Genomic DNA, 18,699 nt, shown 5'->3' with positions numbered 1-18,699 from the left:
CTTGCCCGGGCGGCCGGATCGGTGGATACTAATTACTGACCGAACGTTCGGTTATGAATGGGGAGCGAGCAATGTCCACCGTGACGGCCCAGGCGCCGCCCGAGGGCGCCGACGTCCGCCAGGCGGAGTTCGACGCCAAGATCACCGCCGACCAGCGCATCGAACCGCGCGACTGGATGCCCGACGGGTACCGCAGGACCCTGGTGCGCCAGGTGTCCCAGCACGCCCACTCGGAGATCATCGGCATGCAGCCCGAGGGCGACTGGATCGCCTCGGCGCCCAGCCTGCGCCGCAAGGCCATCCTCCTGGCCAAGGTCCAGGACGAGGCCGGACACGGGCTGTACCTGTACGCGGCCGCCGAGACGCTCGGCGTGGACCGCGCCGACCTGACCGACCGGCTCATCGAGGGCCGCCAGAAGTACTCCTCGATCTTCAACTACCCCTCGCTGAGCTTCGCCGACGTCGGCGTCATCGGCTGGCTGGTGGACGGCGCGGCGATCTGCAACCAGGTGCCGCTGTGCCGCAGCTCCTTCGGCCCCTACGCCCGCGCCATGGTGCGCATCTGCAAGGAGGAGTCCTTCCACCAGCGCCAGGGCTACGAGCTGCTTATGCGCATGATGGAGGGCACCGACGCCCAGCGCGCGATGGTCCAGGACGCCGTCGACCGCTGGTGGTGGCCCTCGCTGATGATGTTCGGCCCGCCCGACGCCGACTCGCCCAACACCCAGCAGTCCATGGCCTGGCGGATCAAGCGCGACACCAACGACGACCTGCGCCAGAAGTTCGTCGACATGACCGTCCCGCAGGCCGAGCGGCTCGGCGTCACCCTGCCCGACTCCGAACTGGTGTGGAACGACCAGCGCGGCCACTACGACTTCGGCGAACCCGACTGGGTCGAGTTCAAGCAGGTCATCTCCGGCAGCGGCCCCAAGAACGCCGAACGGATCGCGCGGCGCCGGGCTGCCCACGAGAAGGGCGCCTGGGTCCGCGAGGCCGCCACCGCCTACGCCAGCAAGCACGCCCAGGAGGCCACGGTATGAGCAACCAGGAACCCGCCCACCCGTCACCCGCCACCGCCCTCAACGGACGGCCTTCGGCCGCAGCATCTCCCGCGCGTCCCGAGTGGCCGCTCTACGAGGTCTTCGTCCGGGGCAAGCGCGGACTCAACCACGTCCACGTCGGCTCCCTGCACGCACCCGACGACCGTATGGCCTTGCACAACGCCCGCAACCTCTACACGCGCCGCAACGAGGGCGTGAGCATCTGGGTCGTGCGCGCCGAGCACGTCACCGCCTCCAGCCCCGACGAGAAGGACCCCTTCTTCGAGCCCAGCGGCGACAAGGTGTACCGGCACCCGACCTTCTACCCCATCCCCGACGATGTCCCGCACATCTGAGCGGACGCCCGGGCGGGCGCCCGCCGAGGCCGAGGGTGACGGGACGAGACCGAGGAAAGCATGAGTGGCGACAACATCTACACGGCCCTGAGCGAGGAGCACGGCGGCGACGCCCGCTGGGCCTTCGGAACCGGGTTCACCGACGCCCTGGCGGGCGTGGACACCACCCTGCCCGAGGGGGTGGACGGACGGGACCTGGCCCTCTACTGCCAGATGCTCGGTGACGACGCGCTCGTCCAGGCGCAGCGGCTCATCCACTGGGTGACCGACGCCCCCGAGCTGGAGGAGGAGGTGGCCCTGGCCAACATCGCACTGGACCTGCTCGGCCAGGCCCGGCTCCTGCTCTCCCGGGCCGGGCAGGCCGACGGGACCGGCCGCGACGAGGACGCCTTCGCCTACCACCGCCCGGCCGCCCAGTTCCGCAACGTCCACCTGGCCGAGGCCCCCAGGGGAGACTTCGCCCGCGCCGTGGTCACCCTCCTGGCGCTCTCCAGCACCCGACTGGCCGTGTTCACCCGCCTGGCCGACAGCCGCGACCCCGTCCTGGCCGCGATCGCGGCCAAGGCCGTCCACGAACTCGCCTACCACCGCGACTACGCGGTCTCCTGGACCCTGAGGCTGGGCGACGGGACGCCCTACTCCCACGAACGCATGGCCCAGGCCGTCGCCGACGTGTGGCCCCTGACCGGAGAACCCTTCGCGACCCATCCCGCCGAGGCGCGTCTGACCGACCAGGGCGTGGCCGTGGACCCCGCGACCGTGCGCGCCGAGGTGCACGAGGTCCTCACCCAGGTCCTGACCACGGCCACCCTGGACGCCCCGCCCGCCTTCCCCGAACCGGTCCTGGCCGGACGCGAGGGCGAGCACACGCCCGAACTGGCCCCCCTGCTGGAGGAGCTCCAGAAGGTGGCCCGCGAGCACCCGGAGGCGACATGGTAACCACCACCAGGGAGGAGACCCGCGAACGCGCCCGCACGGCGGCCGCCGCGGTCACCGACCCCGAACTGCCCATGCTCACCCTCGCCGACCTGGGCATCCTGCGCGACGTGGCGGTCGAGGAGGACGGCACCGTCACGGTGTGGATCACCCCCACCTACACCGGCTGCCCCGCCATCGCCGAGATGCGCGCCGACGTGGACCGGGCCGTGCGCGCGGCCGGGTTCGACCGCGTGGACGTGCGCACCGCGCTCGCCCCGGCCTGGACCACCGACTGGATCACCGACGAGGGCAGGCGCAAACTCGCCGAACACGGCATCTCCCCGCCCGGGAGCGCGCCGAGGCGCGCGCCGGGGCCGGTCCCGCTGACCCTGTCACCCACCCGGACCGTCCCGCGCTGCCCGCGCTGCGGGACCGCCGACACCGAGGAGCTGTCCCGGTTCGGCGCGACCGCCTGCCGGTCGCTGCACCGTTGCCGTTCCTGCCTCGAACCCTTCGAGCACGTCAAGGAGGTCTGACCGTGACCACAACCGCCACCGAGACCGCGGCGCCGCGCCGGGGCGCCGCGTTCCACCGGCTGCGGGTGGCCGACGTCGAGCGCCTGTGCGACGACGCCGTCGCCGTCACCTTCGACGTGCCCGACCACCTGGCCGAGGAGTACGCCTTCGCCCCCGGGCAGTCGCTGACCCTGCGCCGCGTGGTGGACGGGGTGGAGGAGCGCCGCAGCTACTCCGTCTGCTCGGCCGTGGGCCAGGCCCCCAGGGTGGGCGTGCGCCTGGTCCCCGGCGGCCTGTTCTCCGCCTGGCTCGTCAACGAGGTGCGCCCGGGCGAGGAGATCGAGGTGGGCGCCCCCACCGGCCGGTTCTGCCCCGACCTGACCACCTCCGGGCGGCACGTGATGATCGCCGCCGGGTCGGGCATCACGCCGATGCTGTCCATGGCCGCGTCGCTGCTGCGCGCGACCGACTCCCACGTCGTGCTGCTCTACGGCAACCGGCGCAGCGACACCGTGATGTTCGCCGACGAGTTGGCCGACCTCAAGGACGCCTTCGGCCCCCGGTTCGAGCTCGTCCACGTGCTCTCCCGTGAGCCGCGCGAGGCCGAACTGTTCACCGGTCGGTTGGACGCGGCCAAGCTGGAGCGACTGCTGGACACGATCGTGGCCGCCGAGGCCGCCGACCACTGGTGGCTGTGCGGGCCCTACGGCATGGTGACCGACGCCCGCGGGGTCCTGCGCGGACGCGGGGTGCCCGGGGAGCGGATCCACCAGGAGCTGTTCTTCGTCGAGGGCGACGAGCCGCCGCCCCAGGCGCGCCACGAGGAACCCGGTGTGGAGGGTCCGTCCAGCGAGGTCACGGTCGTCCTGGACGGGCGCACGACCACGCTGACCCTGCCCCGGGGGGTGCCGGTCCTGGACGCGGCCCAGCGCTACCGGCCCGACCTGCCCTTCGCGTGCAAGGGCGGGGTGTGCGGTACGTGCCGGGTGAAGGTGTGCGACGGCGAGGTCTCCATGCGGCGCAACTACGCGCTGTCCGAGGAGGAGGTCGAGGCCGGGTACGCGCTCTCGTGCCAGGCGCTGCCCGAGACCGACGCCGTGACCGTGGACTTCGACTCATGAGCGGCGTCCAGGAGGGCCTCGGAACCGACGGGGGCAACGAGACCGCGCGGCGGATGTTCGAGGCCGACCAGGCGTCCAAGAACCTGGGGATGCGGCTGGTGGCGGCCGGTCCGGGCACGGCCACGGTGGAGATGGCCGTGGGGCCGCTGATGGTCAACGGGCACGGCATCGCGCACGGCGGGTTCGTGTTCACCCTGGCCGACACCGCCTTCGCGTGCGCGTGCAACCGGGACGGGCGCGGGGTGACGGTGGCCTCCGGCGCCGACATCACCTTCGTGGCGCCGGTCCACGAGGGCGACGTGCTGGTGGCCACCGCCGTGGAGCGGACCGCCTACGGGCGCAGCAGCGTCGTCGACGTGACCGTCCGCCGGGGGGAGGACGTCATCGCCGAGTTCCGCGGACGCAGCCGCACCCTCAACGGCGGCTGACAGGACACGTGTGTGGGGCCGGGCCGGAGGGTCCGGCCCCACGTGTGTCGACGACGCGTACGGAGGGTGGAGGAGAAACAAACAAGGTTGTGAACAGTTGGATCCGGTGTGTAGGTTCCTCCTGTTTCCCCCCATTGTCGACTTCCGGGATCGATGCCCGGATAGAGACGGTTCCCCATGCCTCGTGCACTGAGCCGCGCGGCCGCGCTCGCGGCCGCGCTGGCCCTGTCCCTGGCCACCCCCTCCCTCGTCCTGGCCGAGGAGAACCGACCGCCCGATCGGCCGGACGCCGCCACCCTCACGGCTGACCACGAGCCCTGCTCCACCGACAGGGACGCGCCCACCCTGCTCAACAGCACCGAGCTCACGCTGAGCGGTGTGTTCTCCGACCCCGACCGGGAATTCGGGAGCACCCGGGTCAAGGGCCAGTTCGAGTGGACCCTGGACGGGGAGGAGACGCCGATCGGCACCGCCGAGACCAACCCCATCTCCCAGGGTCCCGACATCGACCCCATCGCCCGGTGGGTCACCGCCTCGGACCTGCCCGAAGAGGTCCTGTTCAGCTACCGCGCCCGCGCGCACGACACCGAGACCGCCGGGGAGTGGTCCGAGCGGTGCTGGGTCGAGGTCAGCACCTCCAGACCCCAGTCCCCTCCGGTGGTCGCCTCCGAGGACTACCCGGACGACGACCGCTTTCACGGCGGCATCGGCGAGAGCGGCGAGTTCACCTTCAACGCCAACGGCGTCGAGGACGTGGTCGCCTACGACTACGGGTTCTTTGACTGCTCGACCCGAGTGGAGACGAAGGTCCCGGGCGGCGAGGTGACCGTCACCATCACCCCGGAGAGGGACGGGCCGCTCCCGCTCTACATCAGGAGCGTGGACCCCTACGGCAACACCTCCGGGTGCCAGTCGGCGTACACCGTCCGCGTGGCCTCGCCGAGCGGTCCCGTCGCGATCTTCGCCCTCGACGAGGGCGAGGGCGACACCGCTCAGGACGGTGTGCGGGGCTCCGAGCGGACCGCCACCGCCGCCCGCCCGCTGGAGTGGATCCGCGGCCGCGTGGGCGACGACCCCGGAACCGGCCACTACCGGAGGGAGGGGACGGCCGCCGACGTCACCGGCAACCCCCTGCGTACCGCCGGGCCGGTCGTCGACACCTCCGGCGCGTTCACCCTCTCGGTCTGGACCCGACTGGACGACACCTCCGCCGACGGCGTGCTGCTGTCCCAGGAGGGCGACTTCACCAGCGGCTTCCAACTGGGCTTCGACGCCGACGAGGGCCGCTGGGCCTTCCGGCAGAGTGCCGGAGACACCCCGGGAGCGCGGTTCATCCATCGGGTGCTGTCCGATGAACCGGCCCGCACGCACGTGTGGACCCAGCTGCTCGTCACCCAGGATCCGGAGACCGGCCGGACCGAACTGTACGTCGACGGCGTCCACCAGGGCGGGATCGACCACGTGTCGGCCTGGCACCCTGAGGGGGCCTTCGTCATCGGCGGCGGCCTGGCGCCCCGACGCACCGAACTCGGGTGGTCCGGCTCCGTCGACGACGTCGTGGTCTGGGACCGCGCCCTGCGTGACGAGGTGTGGTACGACACCCGTACCGGGCGTTCGGAGGTGTGGGAGCAGGCCAACCGTCCCCTGGTCTCCGGAGGCGGATGGCAGTTGGAGGAGACGGAGGGCGAGACCGCAGCCGACGGTACCGACCACGGCCTCGACGCCACCCTGCACGGCGACCCCGACACGGTCTGGAACAGCGGGGACTGGCTCGACCCCTCGGGCGTCCTCCTGAACGACGAGCTGTCGGAGCACCTGCGCACGGACGGACCCGCCGTGGAGACCGGCCACAGTTTCACCGTGTCGGCCGTGGTCCAACTGGACGACCTGTCCCAGGACGCGGTGGCGGTGTCGCAGAGGGGGGAGCACGCCAGCGCCTTCTCCCTCGGCTACGACGCCGACAGCGGTCACTGGGTCTTCGAGACGGCGGCCGAGGACGCGCCGGACACCCGGGTGCACCGGGTCGCCTCCGACGCGCCCGCGCGGGAGGGGGAGCAGGTCCACCTGGTGGGTGTCTACGACCACACCGACGGCACGCTCACGTTGTACGTGCGTGACCCCTACACGTCGGTGACGACGGCAGACGCCGGTCCGGCCTGGAACGCCGACGGCGACGTGCTCATCGGGGCCACCGCAACCGGAGACGGCGCCGACCGGTACTGGAGCGGGCGCCTGCACCTCGTCCAGGTGCTTCAGGGCGTACCGACGGAGGCGGACCTCAGCCACCTCGGATGGGCGCTCGCCTGACCCCGGACATAGCTGTGGCCCGCGTCCCCCAACGCGGGCCACAGCCTGCGCGGCCAGGGTGCACTGAGTGCGGTCCGGCCGCTGGGAAGGCGGGTGGGCGTCTGAGTACGTGTCGGTAACCCCCATTGCCGACACGGGCACCAGCACCCGCGCATGGATTGTGGTGAACGCCCTCAGGTAGGTGAGTTGGGTGGACTTGGGGTCTCTCCGGGGTCCTTATGGGGCGCTTCACCTGTGAGAACGCTTCGTATGGGTCCAGTGTTCCCTACGCCCGCCCCGATTTTCGGCCGTGTCGGTAAAAACGAGGTGCGGAGTGCGCCATAACCTCCCTATGCTCGCTCGTCCGAGCGACGAGAGGGAGGTGACGGTGTGCGCGACGTGCTGACGTTGTGGCGTCCGACGGGCCCGGAGGAGCTGGCCCTGGTCAGGGAGGCCGGCTGGCGGGCCTGGCCGCCGAGGCTGCCCGAACAGCCCATCTTCTACCCCGTCCTGAACGAGGACTACGCGGTCCGCATCGCCCGGGACTGGAACCTACCCCGTGACGGCGAGGGCCACGTCACACGATTCCACGTCGACGCGGCCTTCGCCGCCCGCTATCCGGTGCGTCAGGCCGGTGGCCGGACGATCCTGGAACTGTGGGTGCCCGCCGAGGAGCTCGACGGGTTCAACGCCCACATCCGCGGGCCGATCGAGCTGGTGCGTTCGTTCCTGCCCGAGTGGGCGGGCCGCCCAGGACGTCGATGACCTCGTCCAGGGCGTCGGCGAGCACGACGGGCTCACGGTCGCGGTCGGCGCGGTCGTCGGAGTTACGGCGCTGGTGGGGGACGCGCTGTCGGGGGTCGAGGGTGGTGGCCATGGGGGGTGCGGGCGCCCGGCCGGGCGGTCGGCGCCCTCCTCCTTCTCGTGTGCTCACGTTCTCCAGCCGCGCTCGGCCGCGTGACTCCCGGTGACCGTCGCGGTGTCCGCCGCCACCAGGATGACACGCCCCGGTGACGTTCGGTGGATACGGACGGTGCCTGTGGATGAACGGGCACCGTCCCGTGCCCTCTCGATCCCCGACCCCGGTCCGCCGCGTCAGCGGGGCGGGACGTCCTCCGGCAGGAGCGTGGTGAAGTCCTCGGCGGTGGTCCCGCCCATCCCCACGAGGCGCCCGATCCGCCGGGCGACATCCGCTCCACGGTCATGACCAGTTCGTCGTCGCCGTGGGAGGGAACTCCACCCGGTGGTTGAACCGGGAGGCCAGGCCGGGGTTGGAGTCGAAGAGGCGCTGTGTCTCGCGGGTGTATCCGGCGACGACGACCACGGCCTCGTCGCGGTGGCCGGGAACGGCACTGGAACAGCGACCCGAGTACCTGGGGGTGCTGCGCCTCCACACCAATCGCGACCGGGCACGCCCGGCTGGCCCGGCATCGACACCGGTGGACATGGAGGGTTCCTCGCGTGGAGCGCGTACGTCGAACCCGCCAGACCCATGACCGAGGTCCTGTGCGGGTCGGCTGGTTCCCTTGTTCGGCGCCCCGCCGCCCGGTCACACGGAGGCGGCCCCCTGTTTGGCCCGTGCGAGCGCGCTCTCCAGGGCGGTCGCCACCGAGAGCCGCTCCTCGTCGTCCAGGTACCGCAGGGGGGAGGCCGCGAGGATGATGGCCCGCAGGTCCTTCTGTGTGCTCGCGCCCTTGTCGGTGAGCAGGACCGCGCGCTGGCGGCGGTCGCCCCTCGCCACCACGCGTTCCACCAGGTTCCGATCGACCAGCTGGTCGATGAGGAAGGTGAGGTTCGGGGCGTTGCAGTACAGCCGTTCGGCGAGCGCCTTCATGGTGGGTGGCTCCTCCGCGGGGTCGATCGCGGCCAGGGCCGAGGCGGTCGCGTGGGTGAGGCTCAAGTCCGCGAGTGCCGCCTCGGTGCGGTCTCCGGTCAACAGGAACAACTCGTGGTTGGCGCGCACCGAGCGTTCAAGCAGTTCGTCGTCCATACCGAGGATCCTAGCGTTTGGTTTGAGGATCGAAGTAAATCGTGCAATGCTTCGATACTCGAACTAAATTCTCGGAGGGCTCGTGGACGCCGTCGATCTGGACACACCGCTCACGCTGCGCAGCGGTGGCGTGATCCCCAACCGCATCGCCAAGGCCGCCATGGAGGAGCAACTCGCTTCCGCCGACCAACTGCCGGGCCCCGGCCTCCACCGCCTGTACGGGCGGTGGGCCCACAGCGGCGCCGGGCTCCTGATCACCGGCCACGTCATGATCGACCGACGCGCGGTCGCCCAACCCGGCGACATCGTGCTGGAAGCCGATACCCCCCTCGACGGCTTCGAACGCTGGGCCGTCGCGGCCAGGAGCGGGGGCTCGCGGATCTGGATGCAGATCAACCACCCGGGCCGCGTGGTCTTGGCCGACACCAGGGGGGTGTCCTGGGCTCCGTCGGCCGTGCCGGTCCAAGCCGGCTTCTTCTCGCGGTTCTTCGCACCGCCCGAGGAGATGTCCCGGACGCGGATCGAGGAGACCGTCACGCGCTTCGCGGCGACCGCCGGTGCCGCGGACCGCGCCGGATTCGACGGGGTACAGGTGCACGCGGCCCACGGTTACCTGCTGTCTCAGTTCCTCTCCCCTCTGGTCAACCACCGCACCGATCGGTGGGGCGGGAGCCTGCGCAACCGGGCCCGCCTTCTCGTGGAGGTGGTCCGGCGCATCCGGTCGGCGACGCGCCCCGGATTCGCGGTCGCGGTCAAGCTCAACTCGGCGGACTTCCAGCGGGGCGGGTTCGACCTGGGCGACGCCGAGGAGGTCATCGGCATGCTCGCGGCCGAGGAGGTGGACCTCGTCGAGCTCTCCGGGGGCAGTGTGGAGAGCCTGGCCACCTCGGGTGCGCCCGCCGACGGGCGCACCCTGGCGCGTGAGGCCTACTTCCTCGACCTGGCCGCGAGCCTGGCCGACACGGCCGCGGTGCCCCTGATGCTCACCGGTGGGATCAGACGGCGTTCCGTGGCGCGACGCGCCCTGAACAGCGGGTTCGACCTTGTCGGGGTCGCCACGGCGTTCGCGGCCGACCCCGGTGTCGCCGGACGTTGGCTCGACGGGAACGAGGCGCAGGTCTCCGTCCCGCGGACATCCTTGCGCTCGAAGGCGCTGCGCGCGTCGGCGATCCAGGCCGTGACGACCGCTCGTATGCACCGCATGGCGGCGAACCTGCCCGACTGTTTCGACTCGTCTCCCACGCGGGCGCTCGTGGCCGACCGGATCCGCCGTGGACGGCAACTGCGCGGTTACCGGCGTTGGATGCGCCGCCAGGCCCCCGGGGCGCCGACGCCGGGCAGCGGGAACCCCTGACCTTGCGACCCCGCCCGCCGGTCGCCGGCGGGCGGGCCCCATCACGCGGCCGGGACGTCCTCCGGAAGGAGCGTGGTGAAGTCCTCGGCGGTGGCCCCGCTCATCCCCACGAGGCGGCCGGCCTGTCGAGTGATCATCCGCTCCAGGACCTGGCGCGCGTAGCGGGCGTTGCCGAAGTTCGCGTCGCGCGCCACCCCGGAGAAGTGCTCGACCAGGGCGGACACCGCCTCCGGGGAGCACGCGTAGCCGGAGCCGCCCGCCATCCGCTCCACGATCGTGACCAGTTCGTCGTCGCTGTAGGAGGGGAACTCCACCCGGTGGTTGAACCGGGAGGCCAGACCGGGGTTGGAGTCCAGGAAGCGCTGCATCTCGCGGGTGTATCCGGCGACGATGACCACGACCTCGTCGCGGTGGTCCTCCATCAGCTTGACCAGGGTGTCGATCGCCTCCTGGCCGAAGTCCGACCCGCTGTCGCCCTTGGGCGCCAGGGCGTAGGCCTCGTCGACGAACAGCACCCCGCCCTTGGCCCGCTCGAACACCTCGGCGGTCATCTGCGCGGTGTGCCCGACGTAGCGCCCGACCAGGTCCGAGCGGGCGGTCTCCACGACCTGCCCGCCGGGCAGGACGCCCAGGGTGTGCAGCAGCCGACCGTACAACCGCGCCACCGTCGTCTTACCGGTACCGGGAGGGCCGGCGAACACCAGGTGGTGGCTCATCGGCGCCACCGGCAGGCCCATGCTCCTGCGCTGCTCCGACATCAGCAGCAGGTTGGCGAGGTCGTTCACGGTCTCCTTGACCTCGCTGAGCCCGATCATCGCGTCCAGTTCCTCGCGCAGGGCGGCCACGTCGTCCGCCGACGTGGCGGGCGCGGCCGCGTCCTCGATGTCCGGGCCCAGGTCGGCGGGCATGAGCCGGGCCATCTCCGAGGGGTCGTCGGGCGCGTCCCCGCCCAGCCGGTAGGCCTGCCGGTCGATCATCGTCTCGAAGACCTTGCGCGCCTCGCGGCCGTTGCCGAACGCCGGGCCCTTGGGGACCCGCTCGAAGTGGGCGCCCAGCACCTCGACCGTGCTCTCGTCCATCACGTAGCCGTGCGCGTCGCACAGGAGGCGGACGATCTCCACGAGTTCGTCCACCGCGTAGTTCTCGAACTCGATCGTCTTGCTGAAGCGCGAGGCCAGACCGGGGTTGGCGGCCAGGAAGCGCTCCATGTCCTCGGTGTATCCGGCGACGATGACCACGACCTCGTCGCGGTGGTCCTCCATCAGCTTGACCAGGGTGTCGATCGCCTCCCGACCGAAGTCGGGGCCGCTGCCGCCGCCCTCCGACCCGGCGGAGAGGGTGTAGGCCTCGTCGACGAACAGGACGCCGCCCTTGGCCCGTTCGAACACCTCGGTGGTCTTGATCGCCGTCCCGCCGACGTACTGCGACACCAGGTCCGCGCGCGCCACCTCGACGACGTGGCCGTAGCGCAGGACGTCCAGCTCGGCGAGGATCCGGCCGTAGAGCCGGGCCACGGTGGTCTTACCGGTGCCGGGCGCGCCGCCGAAGACGAGATGGCGGCTCATCGGCGGGGTCGGCAGCCCCATCTCCGCGCGTCGCTTGGCCATCTGGTTGCGCTTGACGAGCGTCTTGACCTCGTGCTTGACGTTGCCCAGCCCGACCAGGCCGTCGAGTTCGGCGAGCGGGCCCCCCGACTCCTCGGCGTCCTCGGCGCCGGTGTCGTCGTCGGAGGGGGCGGCGGAGGGGTCGGCCGCCGGCGCGGGCAGCGAGGCGCCGGCGTCCTCCCCGTAGGCGTCGGGGACGCCGTTGCCGTGGCTGAGGAGCTCCTCGGCCCGGACCCGTTCACTCCGCACGGTCTGCCGCAGGCCCGAGCGCGCGTTGTCGCGCACCGAGCAGTCCTCCACGACCACGTCCTCACGCGAGTGGACCAGGACGCCGTCGCCCGCGTTGCCGAACATCTCGCACCGCCGCAGTGAGGCGGCCCCACCCGCGGCCACCAGCACCCCGTTGCGCTTCCCACCGTAGATCCGGGAACGGAGCACACTGGCCTCGCCCTCGTTCTGGACCGAGATCCCGTCGCCCCTGCACGAGGAGACGTCGCAGTCGCGCAGGTCCGCCTTGGCGCCGGCACCGACCGTGACGCCGGTGTCGCGGCTCTCGCTGATCTGCAGTCCGGTGAGCAGCGGGCGGGATTCCCCGGTCACGGAGACGGCGGCCTTGCCGGTCCGCTCCAGGGTCACGTCCTCCAGGCGCCCGTGGCCGTTGCCGAGGAACTCCACGCCCTGGCCCCGGGTGTCGGTGACGGCGACTCCCCTCAGGAAGGGGGCGCAGTCCTCGACGACCACGCCGGGCCCCTGGCTGCCGGTGATCAGGCCGCGGTCGAACTCGACGGTGCTCCCGCCGCGCAGCCGGGTGCCGGTGCCGCCGCGCACGGTCAGTCCGATGAAGGCGGTCGAGGCGCCGTCCTCGGCGACCAGGCTGTCGCCCTTGGCGTCGATCACCTCGCACTCGGTGAACTGTCCCCGGGCCCGTCCCGTCAGGTGGACGCCCGCCTCCTCGGCGCGTGTCACCGTGACGCGGGAGAACTGGGGATCGGAGCCGTTGTGCACCGTCACGCCCCGCTTGCCGACGTCCTCGATGACGCAGTCCTCGATCATCGGGCGGGCGCGGCTGGAGACGGTCAGCCCGTCGCTCGCGGTGTGGTGCACGCGGATGCCGCGCAGGGTGGTGGCGCAATCCTCCTCCAGCGCGATCGCGGGCTTCTTGACGTCCGTGATGGCGCAGTCCTCGATGACGCCCCCGGCCTGGCCGCTGGCGAACACCCCGTTGCCGCCCGCGCCGCGCAGGGTGCAGGAGCGGACGGTGGGACGGCCGTGTTCGCCGATGACCAGGGCGCTGGTGTCGACGTCCTCGACCACGCAGTCCTCGATGATGGTCGACTCCGGCGAGGTGACCACGACACCGGCCCCCGCTGAGCAGGTCACCCGGCTCTCGCGCATGGCGAGGGCGCCGTTGCCGCGCACCGACACCGCCGTCCAGGCGGCGCCGTCGACCTCGCAGTCGGCCATCTCCAGCTGCCCCGCGGGGATGTCCACCGCGGGCCGGTCCTTGTCGCGGCCGCGCAGGATGAGGCCGGAGAGTTTGACCGCCTCCGCCCCGGACACCACCGCGCTCGCGGAGTCGGAGCTGATCTCGACGCTTCCCCGCCCGTCGCGGGCCACCAGCGTGACCACCTTGAGCAGGACGAGGTTCTCCGCGTACCGCCCGGGGGCGATGGTGATGAGCGCGCCGTTCCTGGCCGCCTTGACCGCGTCGGTGATCGTCCTGTGCGCGTCCGGTGCGACGTTGAGGAGCTGCCTGGCCATCGGTGTGTCTTCCAATCTCGTGTACCGGCCCCCAGGCGGTGGCCCGGTGGTTCGGGCGGAGCGGCCGATGGGGCCGCCCCGCGCGGTGGCGGCGTGGGTCAGGAGCAGGTCGTGCGCATCACCGACGCGGCGACGTGCGAACTGGCGTGCTCCTGGTCGGCGAGCGGGTTCTCGCCGGCGTTGGTCAGCTGGACGGTGAACTGCTCGGTCGGTGAGGTGAAGCCGGTGACCTGCACCCAGGCGCCGCGCACGTTCGACTGCGTCACCCCGAAGACGGCGATCGCGTCGCCCTCGGGTACGGGGCCGGAGAAGATCTGGTACTTCGCCTCGGTCTCGGCGACCCACAGCGGGCTCTCGTCGTCGGGCACGAAGACGTAGATCTCGCAGGTCGCATCCGGGTGGCCGGGGGTGAACGACCAGTACGCGTACTGTCCGTCGCCGTAGGAGGCGTCCCCCGACACCGGGACGGCCTCGTAGTCGCCGCCGCAGCCCTCCTGGCCGTAGCCGCCGGGGCGGGTGGCCCAGCTGGAGGTGCCCTCGGCGCTGTCCCAGCGGCCCGCCCGGTCGTAGGCGGCGCCGGGGGAGGACAGGCAGCCGGGCCCGGTGATGGCGGAGTACGGTTCGGGGGCGGCGGCGCCGTTCGCCTCGACGGTGTCCTCCAGGATGGAGCCCCCGCCCCCGTCCGCCTCGGCCGCCGTCGCGGACCCTTCGGCGGTTTCCCCGCCCTGGTCGGCGAGGGTGCCCGGGGTGTCCTCGGTCGGCTGCTGCGACGTGTCCGGCGCGGTCTCCCCGGGGGTGTCCTCGTCCGCTGCCGCGGTCGGCTCGGTGCCGCCCGCGGCTTCGTCGGCGCCCGCGGCTTCGGCGGCGGCCGGAGCGTCCTGGGTGTCCGTTCCGCCGCTCGGCTCCTGGTCACCCGACGGAGCCGGGTCCTGGTCCGGCTCGGTGTCGTCCCCGGCCGGTCGCCCGTCCCCGCCCGGTTCCTCCGGTGCCGGCTCCGACCGCTCGGACGTGACATCGCCCTCCGCCTCGGCGGGCGTGTCGGCCGGTACGTCGTTGCGCTCGGTGTCGGGCACCTCGGGGAAGGCCGGGGTGTCGGTCTCCTGGGGGAGCGCCTCGGGGATGTACCCGGGGTCCTCACCGCCCGCTCCGTCCCCGGTGCCGGCGGTGGGGTCGCTTCCGGTCTCCTGGCCCGGCGCGGAGCCGGGGTCACCCGTGGTCTCGCCCGAGGTGCCCGCGGCCGAGCCGTCGCCGCCCGGGGCGTCCCTGACGGCGTCCGCGGGTTCGGCGGCCGTGCCCTGGGCCGCGCCCTCACCCAGGGCCCCTCCGGCCGAGAGCGGGATCGACTGCAGCCAGGCTCCGTTCTGCGCTCCGGCGGAGAAGGCGAACGGAGAGACGACGAGCAGCAGCCCGGCGATGGCCGCCCCGGCCATGACCGGCTTGCTGGGGCGGTCCAGCGCCGATTCCGTCAGTGCCTCGTCCGCGGCGGAACCCGGGGTGACGGTGCTGTGGAGTTCGGCCCTTCCGGGCGGGGCCGAGCCCTCAGCGCTGGGCGCGGCGTCCGGGGCCGCCGTGGTCTCGGGGGCCCCGGGCACCCGGCGGGGGGCGGGCGGGGCGGGCGGAGCTTCCGGGACGGCCGATCCGGCCAGTGCGGCCTGGACGTCGGCGGCCGACATCTGGTCGCCCGGGTTCTGGCCGCGCCGCTGGGGGGTGTCGGTCATCGGGGGTCCTTTCCGGGGAACCGCGCGGAGGCGGTCGGGTGCGACGGGGTCACCGGCGTCCGCCGGAGCCGGTGCCCGGGTTGGGCACAGCCGCGATCTCCTCGTTCGCGGACTCGGTCCCGTCCAGGTTCTTCGCGGTCTTGACCAGGTTGTCCGCGGTGTCCGCGGTCGCCTGGACCAGCGCCTTCATGTAGATGTTGAAGTTCTCCTCCAGTTGGGTGAAGACCTTGTCGTAGTCCTTCGCGAAGTCGTCTCCCTCGAGGTTCTTGTCGCCCCAGGGGGTGCCCAGCGCAGCCCGCTCCTGCTGGTAGTAGGCCATGACCTCCTCGGTGAAGTCGGCGGCCGAGTAGATGGAGGAGCCGTCCTTGGCGATGTCGCCGGGTGAGCCGCCGAAGCGGTCGTTGTCGTTCGGCACGGTGGTGACGCCTTTCGGTCGGGGCAGTCGGGGGACAGGGGATGCGGTGGGCCCGTCGGCTACTGCGGCGGCAGGGGGATACCCATCCGCTCGAACATGGCGCGGGTGTCCAGTTCGCCGTTCATCGCCTCGTTCACGTCCAGCCCCTCCGGCACGAGCGGCGAGTAGATCTCGCAGACGCGGTCGGCCATCTTCTGACGGGCCTGGGTGATGACGTCCATGACGGCGGAGGCCAGTTCGGCCGGGGCCATGTCGCGGTAGTTCTGGTTGTGGAACTTCAGCTCAACCAGTTCCCCCCTCGCGTTCACCTTGGCCCCCACGAGCCTGCTCTTTGCCACGACCTCCTCGGTTGCCGATCCCAGGCTTTCGCTTGCGCGATCGACCTTCGCCAGCGTCTCGTGAAGACGTGCCAACTCCTGTTCCATCTGCTCCGGATTCCACGAGGTCATGGCGTACCGCTCCCTTCTTCGGACCGCCCGGTCCGGGTCGTCCCAGTACTGTCTGCGTTCCGTCGGAGGCCGTCCCCCAGACGCGTTCGTCCTCGGACAGCCAGGTCGAGCGCTGCCGTTCCCGCTCGCCTTGGCCGCCCTGGCCGCCCATGCCGCCCATCATCGGCGGCATCATGGGCGGCGTTCCTCCCTGGCCGGCGCCCGCCGCGCCCGGCACCGTGGCGCCGCCGCCCGCCGATCCGAGCGGGCCTCCGGCGACCGTCTGGCCCTGCGCCTGGGAGGAGCCCGGCCCCGGGGTCTGGAACATGGAGGACCGGTCGGTGGACCGATCGTCGTCGGTGAGGCCGGCGGGGCCGTCCGTCTCGGTCGGGGTCCCGTAGTTCAGACCGATCGGATCCGGGGTGGACAGCGGCGGGATCTCGTAGTCGTCCGGCCCCCGCCCCCCGGTGAACCCGTCGGTGATCGGCGCGCCGGTCTCCGGGTCGATCGGGTAGGTCAGGCCCAGGTCGTCGACGTCGTAGGGCTGACCGGTGATCGGGTTGACGGGCACGGACGGCCCGTCCCCGGAGTCGTAGTCGGTCGGCAGACCCGGGTCGAACGCCCCCAGGTCGTCGTCGCCCGACAGGTCCGGGTACTCGATCGGGCTGATCGGCTCCCCGGTCAGGGGGTCGATGGGTAGGACCTGGCCGGTCTCGGGGTCGTAGTTGATCGGCAGACCGGTGTCCGGTTCGTAGGGCAGGCCCGTGTCCGGATCGACCGGGAAGGGCTCTCCCGTCTCGGGGTCGAGCGGCAGACCCGTTTCGGGGTCGAACTCCAGCTGGTTGCCCAGCTCCCCCGGGGGGATGGGATCGCCCGTGACCGGGTCGATGGGCAGCGCCTGGCCGGTGGCGGGATCGTAGGAGATCGGCAGGCCCGTGTCCGGGTTGAACGGCAGGCCCGTGTCCGGATCGACCGGGAAGGGCTCGCCGGTCTCGGGGTTGAGGGGGAGACCGGTGTCGGGGTCGAACTCCAGCTCCGGGGTGGGGAAGTTGGTGTTCAGCGGCGGGTCCTGGCGTGAACGGTCGTTGCCGGTGGCGCCGGTTCCAGGCCCGTTGAGGAGGGGCGGCGGGGGTACGAGGCCGCCCGTCGTGCCGTCGCCGCCCGGGAAGTTGGCGTTCAGTGGTGGGTCGATGGTCGTTCCGTCGCCGGTGCCGCTGAAGGGGTCGGTGAGTCCGCTGCCGGTGGGGAAGTTGGCGTTCAGTGGTGGGTCGATGGTTGATCCGTCGCCGGTGCCGCTGAAGGGGTCGGTGAGTCCGCTGCCGGTGGGGAAGTTGGCGTTCAGTGGTGGGTCGATGGTTGATCCGTCGCCGGTGCCGCTGAAGGGGTCGGTGAGTCCGCTGCCGGTGGGGAAGTTGGCGTTCAGTGGTGGGTCGATGGTCGTTCCGTCGCCGGTGCCGCTGAAGGGGTCGGTGAGTCCGCTGCCGGTGGGGAAGTTGGCGTTCAGCGGCGGATCGATCGTCGTGCCGTCGCCGAACGGGTCGTCCAGTCCGCCGCCCCCCGGGAAGTTCTCGTCCAGCGGGGGCGGGGGACCGTCGCCGCCGGTGCCGCCCTCGTTGTCGTACAGGTCCTGCAGCCAGTCGGGGACGTCGTTGAGGTCGCCGTCCGGGCCGTCCGGACCGTCCCCGTACAGGTCCTCCAACCAGTCGGGAATGCCGTCGCTGTCCGAGTCCGCGTTCGGGTCCGCGTCGCCTCCGGAACCGCCCGGACCGTTGTAGTCGGGGGGGAGGCCGCCCACGGGTTCCCGAATGGGCACGAGTCGCGTGGAGATGGTCTCGTAGTGGCTGGTCATCGTGTTGTAGAGATCGTTGGCGGCGTCGAAGACCGGTTGGTACGCCTCCTTCCAGCGCATCTTCAGCTCGCTGTTGACGTTGGCGTCGGTGACGGAGTCGCCGACGATCCCGCGTACCGGCGGATCGGCGTGGTAGAGGATGGTGAACTGCCCGCGTTCGCGGTGAAACTCCTCCGAACCGGCCGACGTACCGAAGTACCAATTGTCGATCGTTCCCTTGATCGTGCCGTTGGGGCTTTTGATGGCGGTCTCGACCGCATCGAACAGGGCGGCGGCCTTGGGGATGATCGCATTGCGGATATCGTTGACCCCGTTGTGGAACCGGTCGAGTTGGACGTTCAGGTCCCCCAGACGCTTGGCCAGGTCGTAGATCTTCGCCGCGAAGGCGCCGGCGGCGCTGCCCTGCATGGCGCCGTCGGGTACGTCGATCTCCTGGTACGCCTTGATCAGGCCGGCGTCCTGGTTGCCCACGTAGTCCTGGATGAAGTCGTCCAGAGAGGCGATGTGCGTGGAGATATCCCAGATGGTGGTCTGGTTGTACGACGTCGAGGCGTACGCGCCGTAGGCCAACGCCGCTACTTCGGTAAGATCCGCGAGCCCCTTGACGAACTTGGCCTCCACGGAGTCGGCCCCGGTCCAGAGTTGGTCCTGGATCTTGTAGCCGGCGTAGTCCCACCCATAATCTCCGTCGTTGTAGCGCCACCACCGGTCGACGTCCTTGAAGTCGAACCCCACGAACAGGCGGTCGTCCTCGTGGAAGTGGTACCGGCCGAGATCGAGCCAGAGCGGGTCGAGGATGCTGCTCAGGGGCGGCATGGGAGGGTGGGACCCGCCGGTTTCCTCGAGGTCGGCGAAGATGTTCATGATCTCGTGTAGCTCCGGCATCCGCTCCTCACTCCTTCTCCGCTGATCGGCC

General features: G+C 71.5%; 16 protein-coding genes. 9 read left to right on the top strand and 7 right to left on the bottom strand.

What is annotated here, in order from left to right; translation table 11 throughout:
- Positions 1-71 precede the first annotated feature (71 nt).
- The 8 genes from paaA (at position 72) to KIK06_RS08980 (ending at position 7,429) form a co-directional block, all read left to right on the top strand.
- On the top strand, positions 72-1,040 hold the full coding sequence (gene paaA / locus KIK06_RS09015) for a 1,2-phenylacetyl-CoA epoxidase subunit PaaA (RefSeq protein WP_268642777.1): 969 nt from the start codon (positions 72-74) through the stop codon (positions 1,038-1,040).
- Positions 1,037-1,396 (top strand): 1,2-phenylacetyl-CoA epoxidase subunit PaaB, encoded by a 360-nt coding sequence (paaB, locus tag KIK06_RS09010; RefSeq protein WP_017600838.1) that lies wholly within the window; start codon positions 1,037-1,039, stop codon positions 1,394-1,396. The genes paaA and paaB overlap by 4 nt, the downstream gene beginning before the upstream one ends.
- Before the next feature lie 60 nt (positions 1,397-1,456).
- Positions 1,457-2,335, top strand: coding sequence for a 1,2-phenylacetyl-CoA epoxidase subunit PaaC (gene paaC / locus KIK06_RS09005; protein WP_017600837.1), 879 nt, complete (start codon positions 1,457-1,459; stop codon positions 2,333-2,335).
- A complete protein-coding gene (gene paaD / locus KIK06_RS09000; protein ID WP_017600836.1) occupies positions 2,329-2,850 on the top strand; it encodes a 1,2-phenylacetyl-CoA epoxidase subunit PaaD in 522 nt (173 codons plus the stop codon). Before paaC ends, paaD begins: the two co-directional genes overlap by 7 nt.
- Before the next feature lie 2 nt (positions 2,851-2,852).
- A complete protein-coding gene (paaE, locus tag KIK06_RS08995; RefSeq protein WP_268642776.1) occupies positions 2,853-3,950 on the top strand; it encodes a 1,2-phenylacetyl-CoA epoxidase subunit PaaE in 1,098 nt (365 codons plus the stop codon).
- Positions 3,947-4,378 (top strand): hydroxyphenylacetyl-CoA thioesterase PaaI, encoded by a 432-nt coding sequence (gene paaI / locus KIK06_RS08990; protein ID WP_268642775.1) that lies wholly within the window; start codon positions 3,947-3,949, stop codon positions 4,376-4,378. Before paaE ends, paaI begins: the two co-directional genes overlap by 4 nt.
- Positions 4,379-4,555: 177 nt before the next feature.
- Positions 4,556-6,685, top strand: a complete 2,130-nt coding sequence (locus KIK06_RS08985; protein WP_268642774.1) for a LamG domain-containing protein — start codon at positions 4,556-4,558, stop codon at positions 6,683-6,685.
- Between the two features lie 369 nt (positions 6,686-7,054).
- On the top strand, positions 7,055-7,429 hold the full coding sequence (locus KIK06_RS08980) for an ADP-ribosylation/crystallin J1 (protein WP_268642773.1): 375 nt from the start codon (positions 7,055-7,057) through the stop codon (positions 7,427-7,429).
- Between the two features lie 436 nt (positions 7,430-7,865).
- Here KIK06_RS08980 and KIK06_RS08975 read toward each other — a convergent pair whose 3' ends face one another.
- Positions 7,866-8,111, bottom strand: a complete 246-nt coding sequence (locus KIK06_RS08975) for a hypothetical protein (RefSeq protein WP_268642772.1) — start codon at positions 8,109-8,111, stop codon at positions 7,866-7,868.
- Positions 8,112-8,213: 102 nt separating this feature from the next.
- Positions 8,214-8,654, bottom strand: coding sequence for a MarR family winged helix-turn-helix transcriptional regulator (locus KIK06_RS08970; RefSeq protein ID WP_268642770.1), 441 nt, complete (start codon positions 8,652-8,654; stop codon positions 8,214-8,216).
- 82 nt (positions 8,655-8,736) lie between these two features.
- On the opposite strand from KIK06_RS08970, the gene KIK06_RS08965 reads away from it, so the two are divergent.
- Positions 8,737-10,008, top strand: coding sequence for an oxidoreductase (locus KIK06_RS08965; protein ID WP_268642769.1), 1,272 nt, complete (start codon positions 8,737-8,739; stop codon positions 10,006-10,008).
- A gap of 41 nt (positions 10,009-10,049) precedes the next feature.
- Here the strand turns inward: KIK06_RS08965 and KIK06_RS08960 are convergent, their stop codons facing one another.
- From KIK06_RS08960 to KIK06_RS08940, 5 genes are all read right to left on the bottom strand, one after another.
- Complete coding sequence (locus KIK06_RS08960) at positions 10,050-13,373, bottom strand: right-handed parallel beta-helix repeat-containing protein (RefSeq protein WP_268642768.1); 3,324 nt, start codon at positions 13,371-13,373, stop codon at positions 10,050-10,052.
- A gap of 98 nt (positions 13,374-13,471) precedes the next feature.
- Positions 13,472-15,091: a hypothetical protein gene (locus KIK06_RS08955; RefSeq protein WP_268642766.1), complete on the bottom strand. Its 1,620-nt coding sequence runs from the start codon at positions 15,089-15,091 to the stop codon at positions 13,472-13,474.
- A gap of 49 nt (positions 15,092-15,140) precedes the next feature.
- The gene (locus KIK06_RS08950; RefSeq protein WP_017600826.1) at positions 15,141-15,506 is read right to left on the bottom strand and encodes a hypothetical protein; all 366 of its coding nucleotides are present in this window, start codon (positions 15,504-15,506) and stop codon (positions 15,141-15,143) included.
- Positions 15,507-15,565: 59 nt separating this feature from the next.
- Positions 15,566-15,868 (bottom strand): hypothetical protein, encoded by a 303-nt coding sequence (locus tag KIK06_RS08945; protein ID WP_268645910.1) that lies wholly within the window; start codon positions 15,866-15,868, stop codon positions 15,566-15,568.
- Positions 15,789-18,668 (bottom strand): hypothetical protein, encoded by a 2,880-nt coding sequence (locus KIK06_RS08940; RefSeq protein WP_268642764.1) that lies wholly within the window; start codon positions 18,666-18,668, stop codon positions 15,789-15,791. Before KIK06_RS08940 ends, KIK06_RS08945 begins: the two co-directional genes overlap by 80 nt.
- Positions 18,669-18,699: the final 31 nt, after the last annotated feature.

The sequence above is a fragment of the Nocardiopsis sp. EMB25 genome, assembly GCF_026797795.1.
In the GTDB taxonomy this organism is placed as follows: domain Bacteria; phylum Actinomycetota; class Actinomycetes; order Streptosporangiales; family Streptosporangiaceae; genus Nocardiopsis; species Nocardiopsis lucentensis.
This window is presented reverse-complemented; position numbering and strand designations above follow the sequence as displayed.

Bases quoted from the DNA above. Each gene is read 5' to 3' on its own strand.
- KIK06_RS08955 (WP_268642766.1), bottom strand. From the start codon at position 15,091: ATGACCGACACCCCCCAGCGGCGCGGCCAGAACCCGGGCGACCAGATG.
- paaC (WP_017600837.1), top strand. From the start codon at position 1,457: ATGAGTGGCGACAACATCTACACGGCCCTGAGCGAGGAGCACGGCGGC.
- paaD (WP_017600836.1), top strand. From the start codon at position 2,329: ATGGTAACCACCACCAGGGAGGAGACCCGCGAACGCGCCCGCACGGCG.
- KIK06_RS08970 (WP_268642770.1), bottom strand. From the start codon at position 8,654: ATGGACGACGAACTGCTTGAACGCTCGGTGCGCGCCAACCACGAGTTG.
- paaA (WP_268642777.1), top strand. From the start codon at position 72: ATGTCCACCGTGACGGCCCAGGCGCCGCCCGAGGGCGCCGACGTCCGC.
- KIK06_RS08985 (WP_268642774.1), top strand. From the start codon at position 4,556: ATGCCTCGTGCACTGAGCCGCGCGGCCGCGCTCGCGGCCGCGCTGGCC.
- paaB (WP_017600838.1), top strand. From the start codon at position 1,037: ATGAGCAACCAGGAACCCGCCCACCCGTCACCCGCCACCGCCCTCAAC.
- KIK06_RS08960 (WP_268642768.1), bottom strand. From the start codon at position 13,373: ATGGCCAGGCAGCTCCTCAACGTCGCACCGGACGCGCACAGGACGATC.
- KIK06_RS08975 (WP_268642772.1), bottom strand. From the start codon at position 8,111: ATGTCCACCGGTGTCGATGCCGGGCCAGCCGGGCGTGCCCGGTCGCGA.
- KIK06_RS08940 (WP_268642764.1), bottom strand. From the start codon at position 18,668: ATGCCGGAGCTACACGAGATCATGAACATCTTCGCCGACCTCGAGGAA.
- paaI (WP_268642775.1), top strand. From the start codon at position 3,947: ATGAGCGGCGTCCAGGAGGGCCTCGGAACCGACGGGGGCAACGAGACC.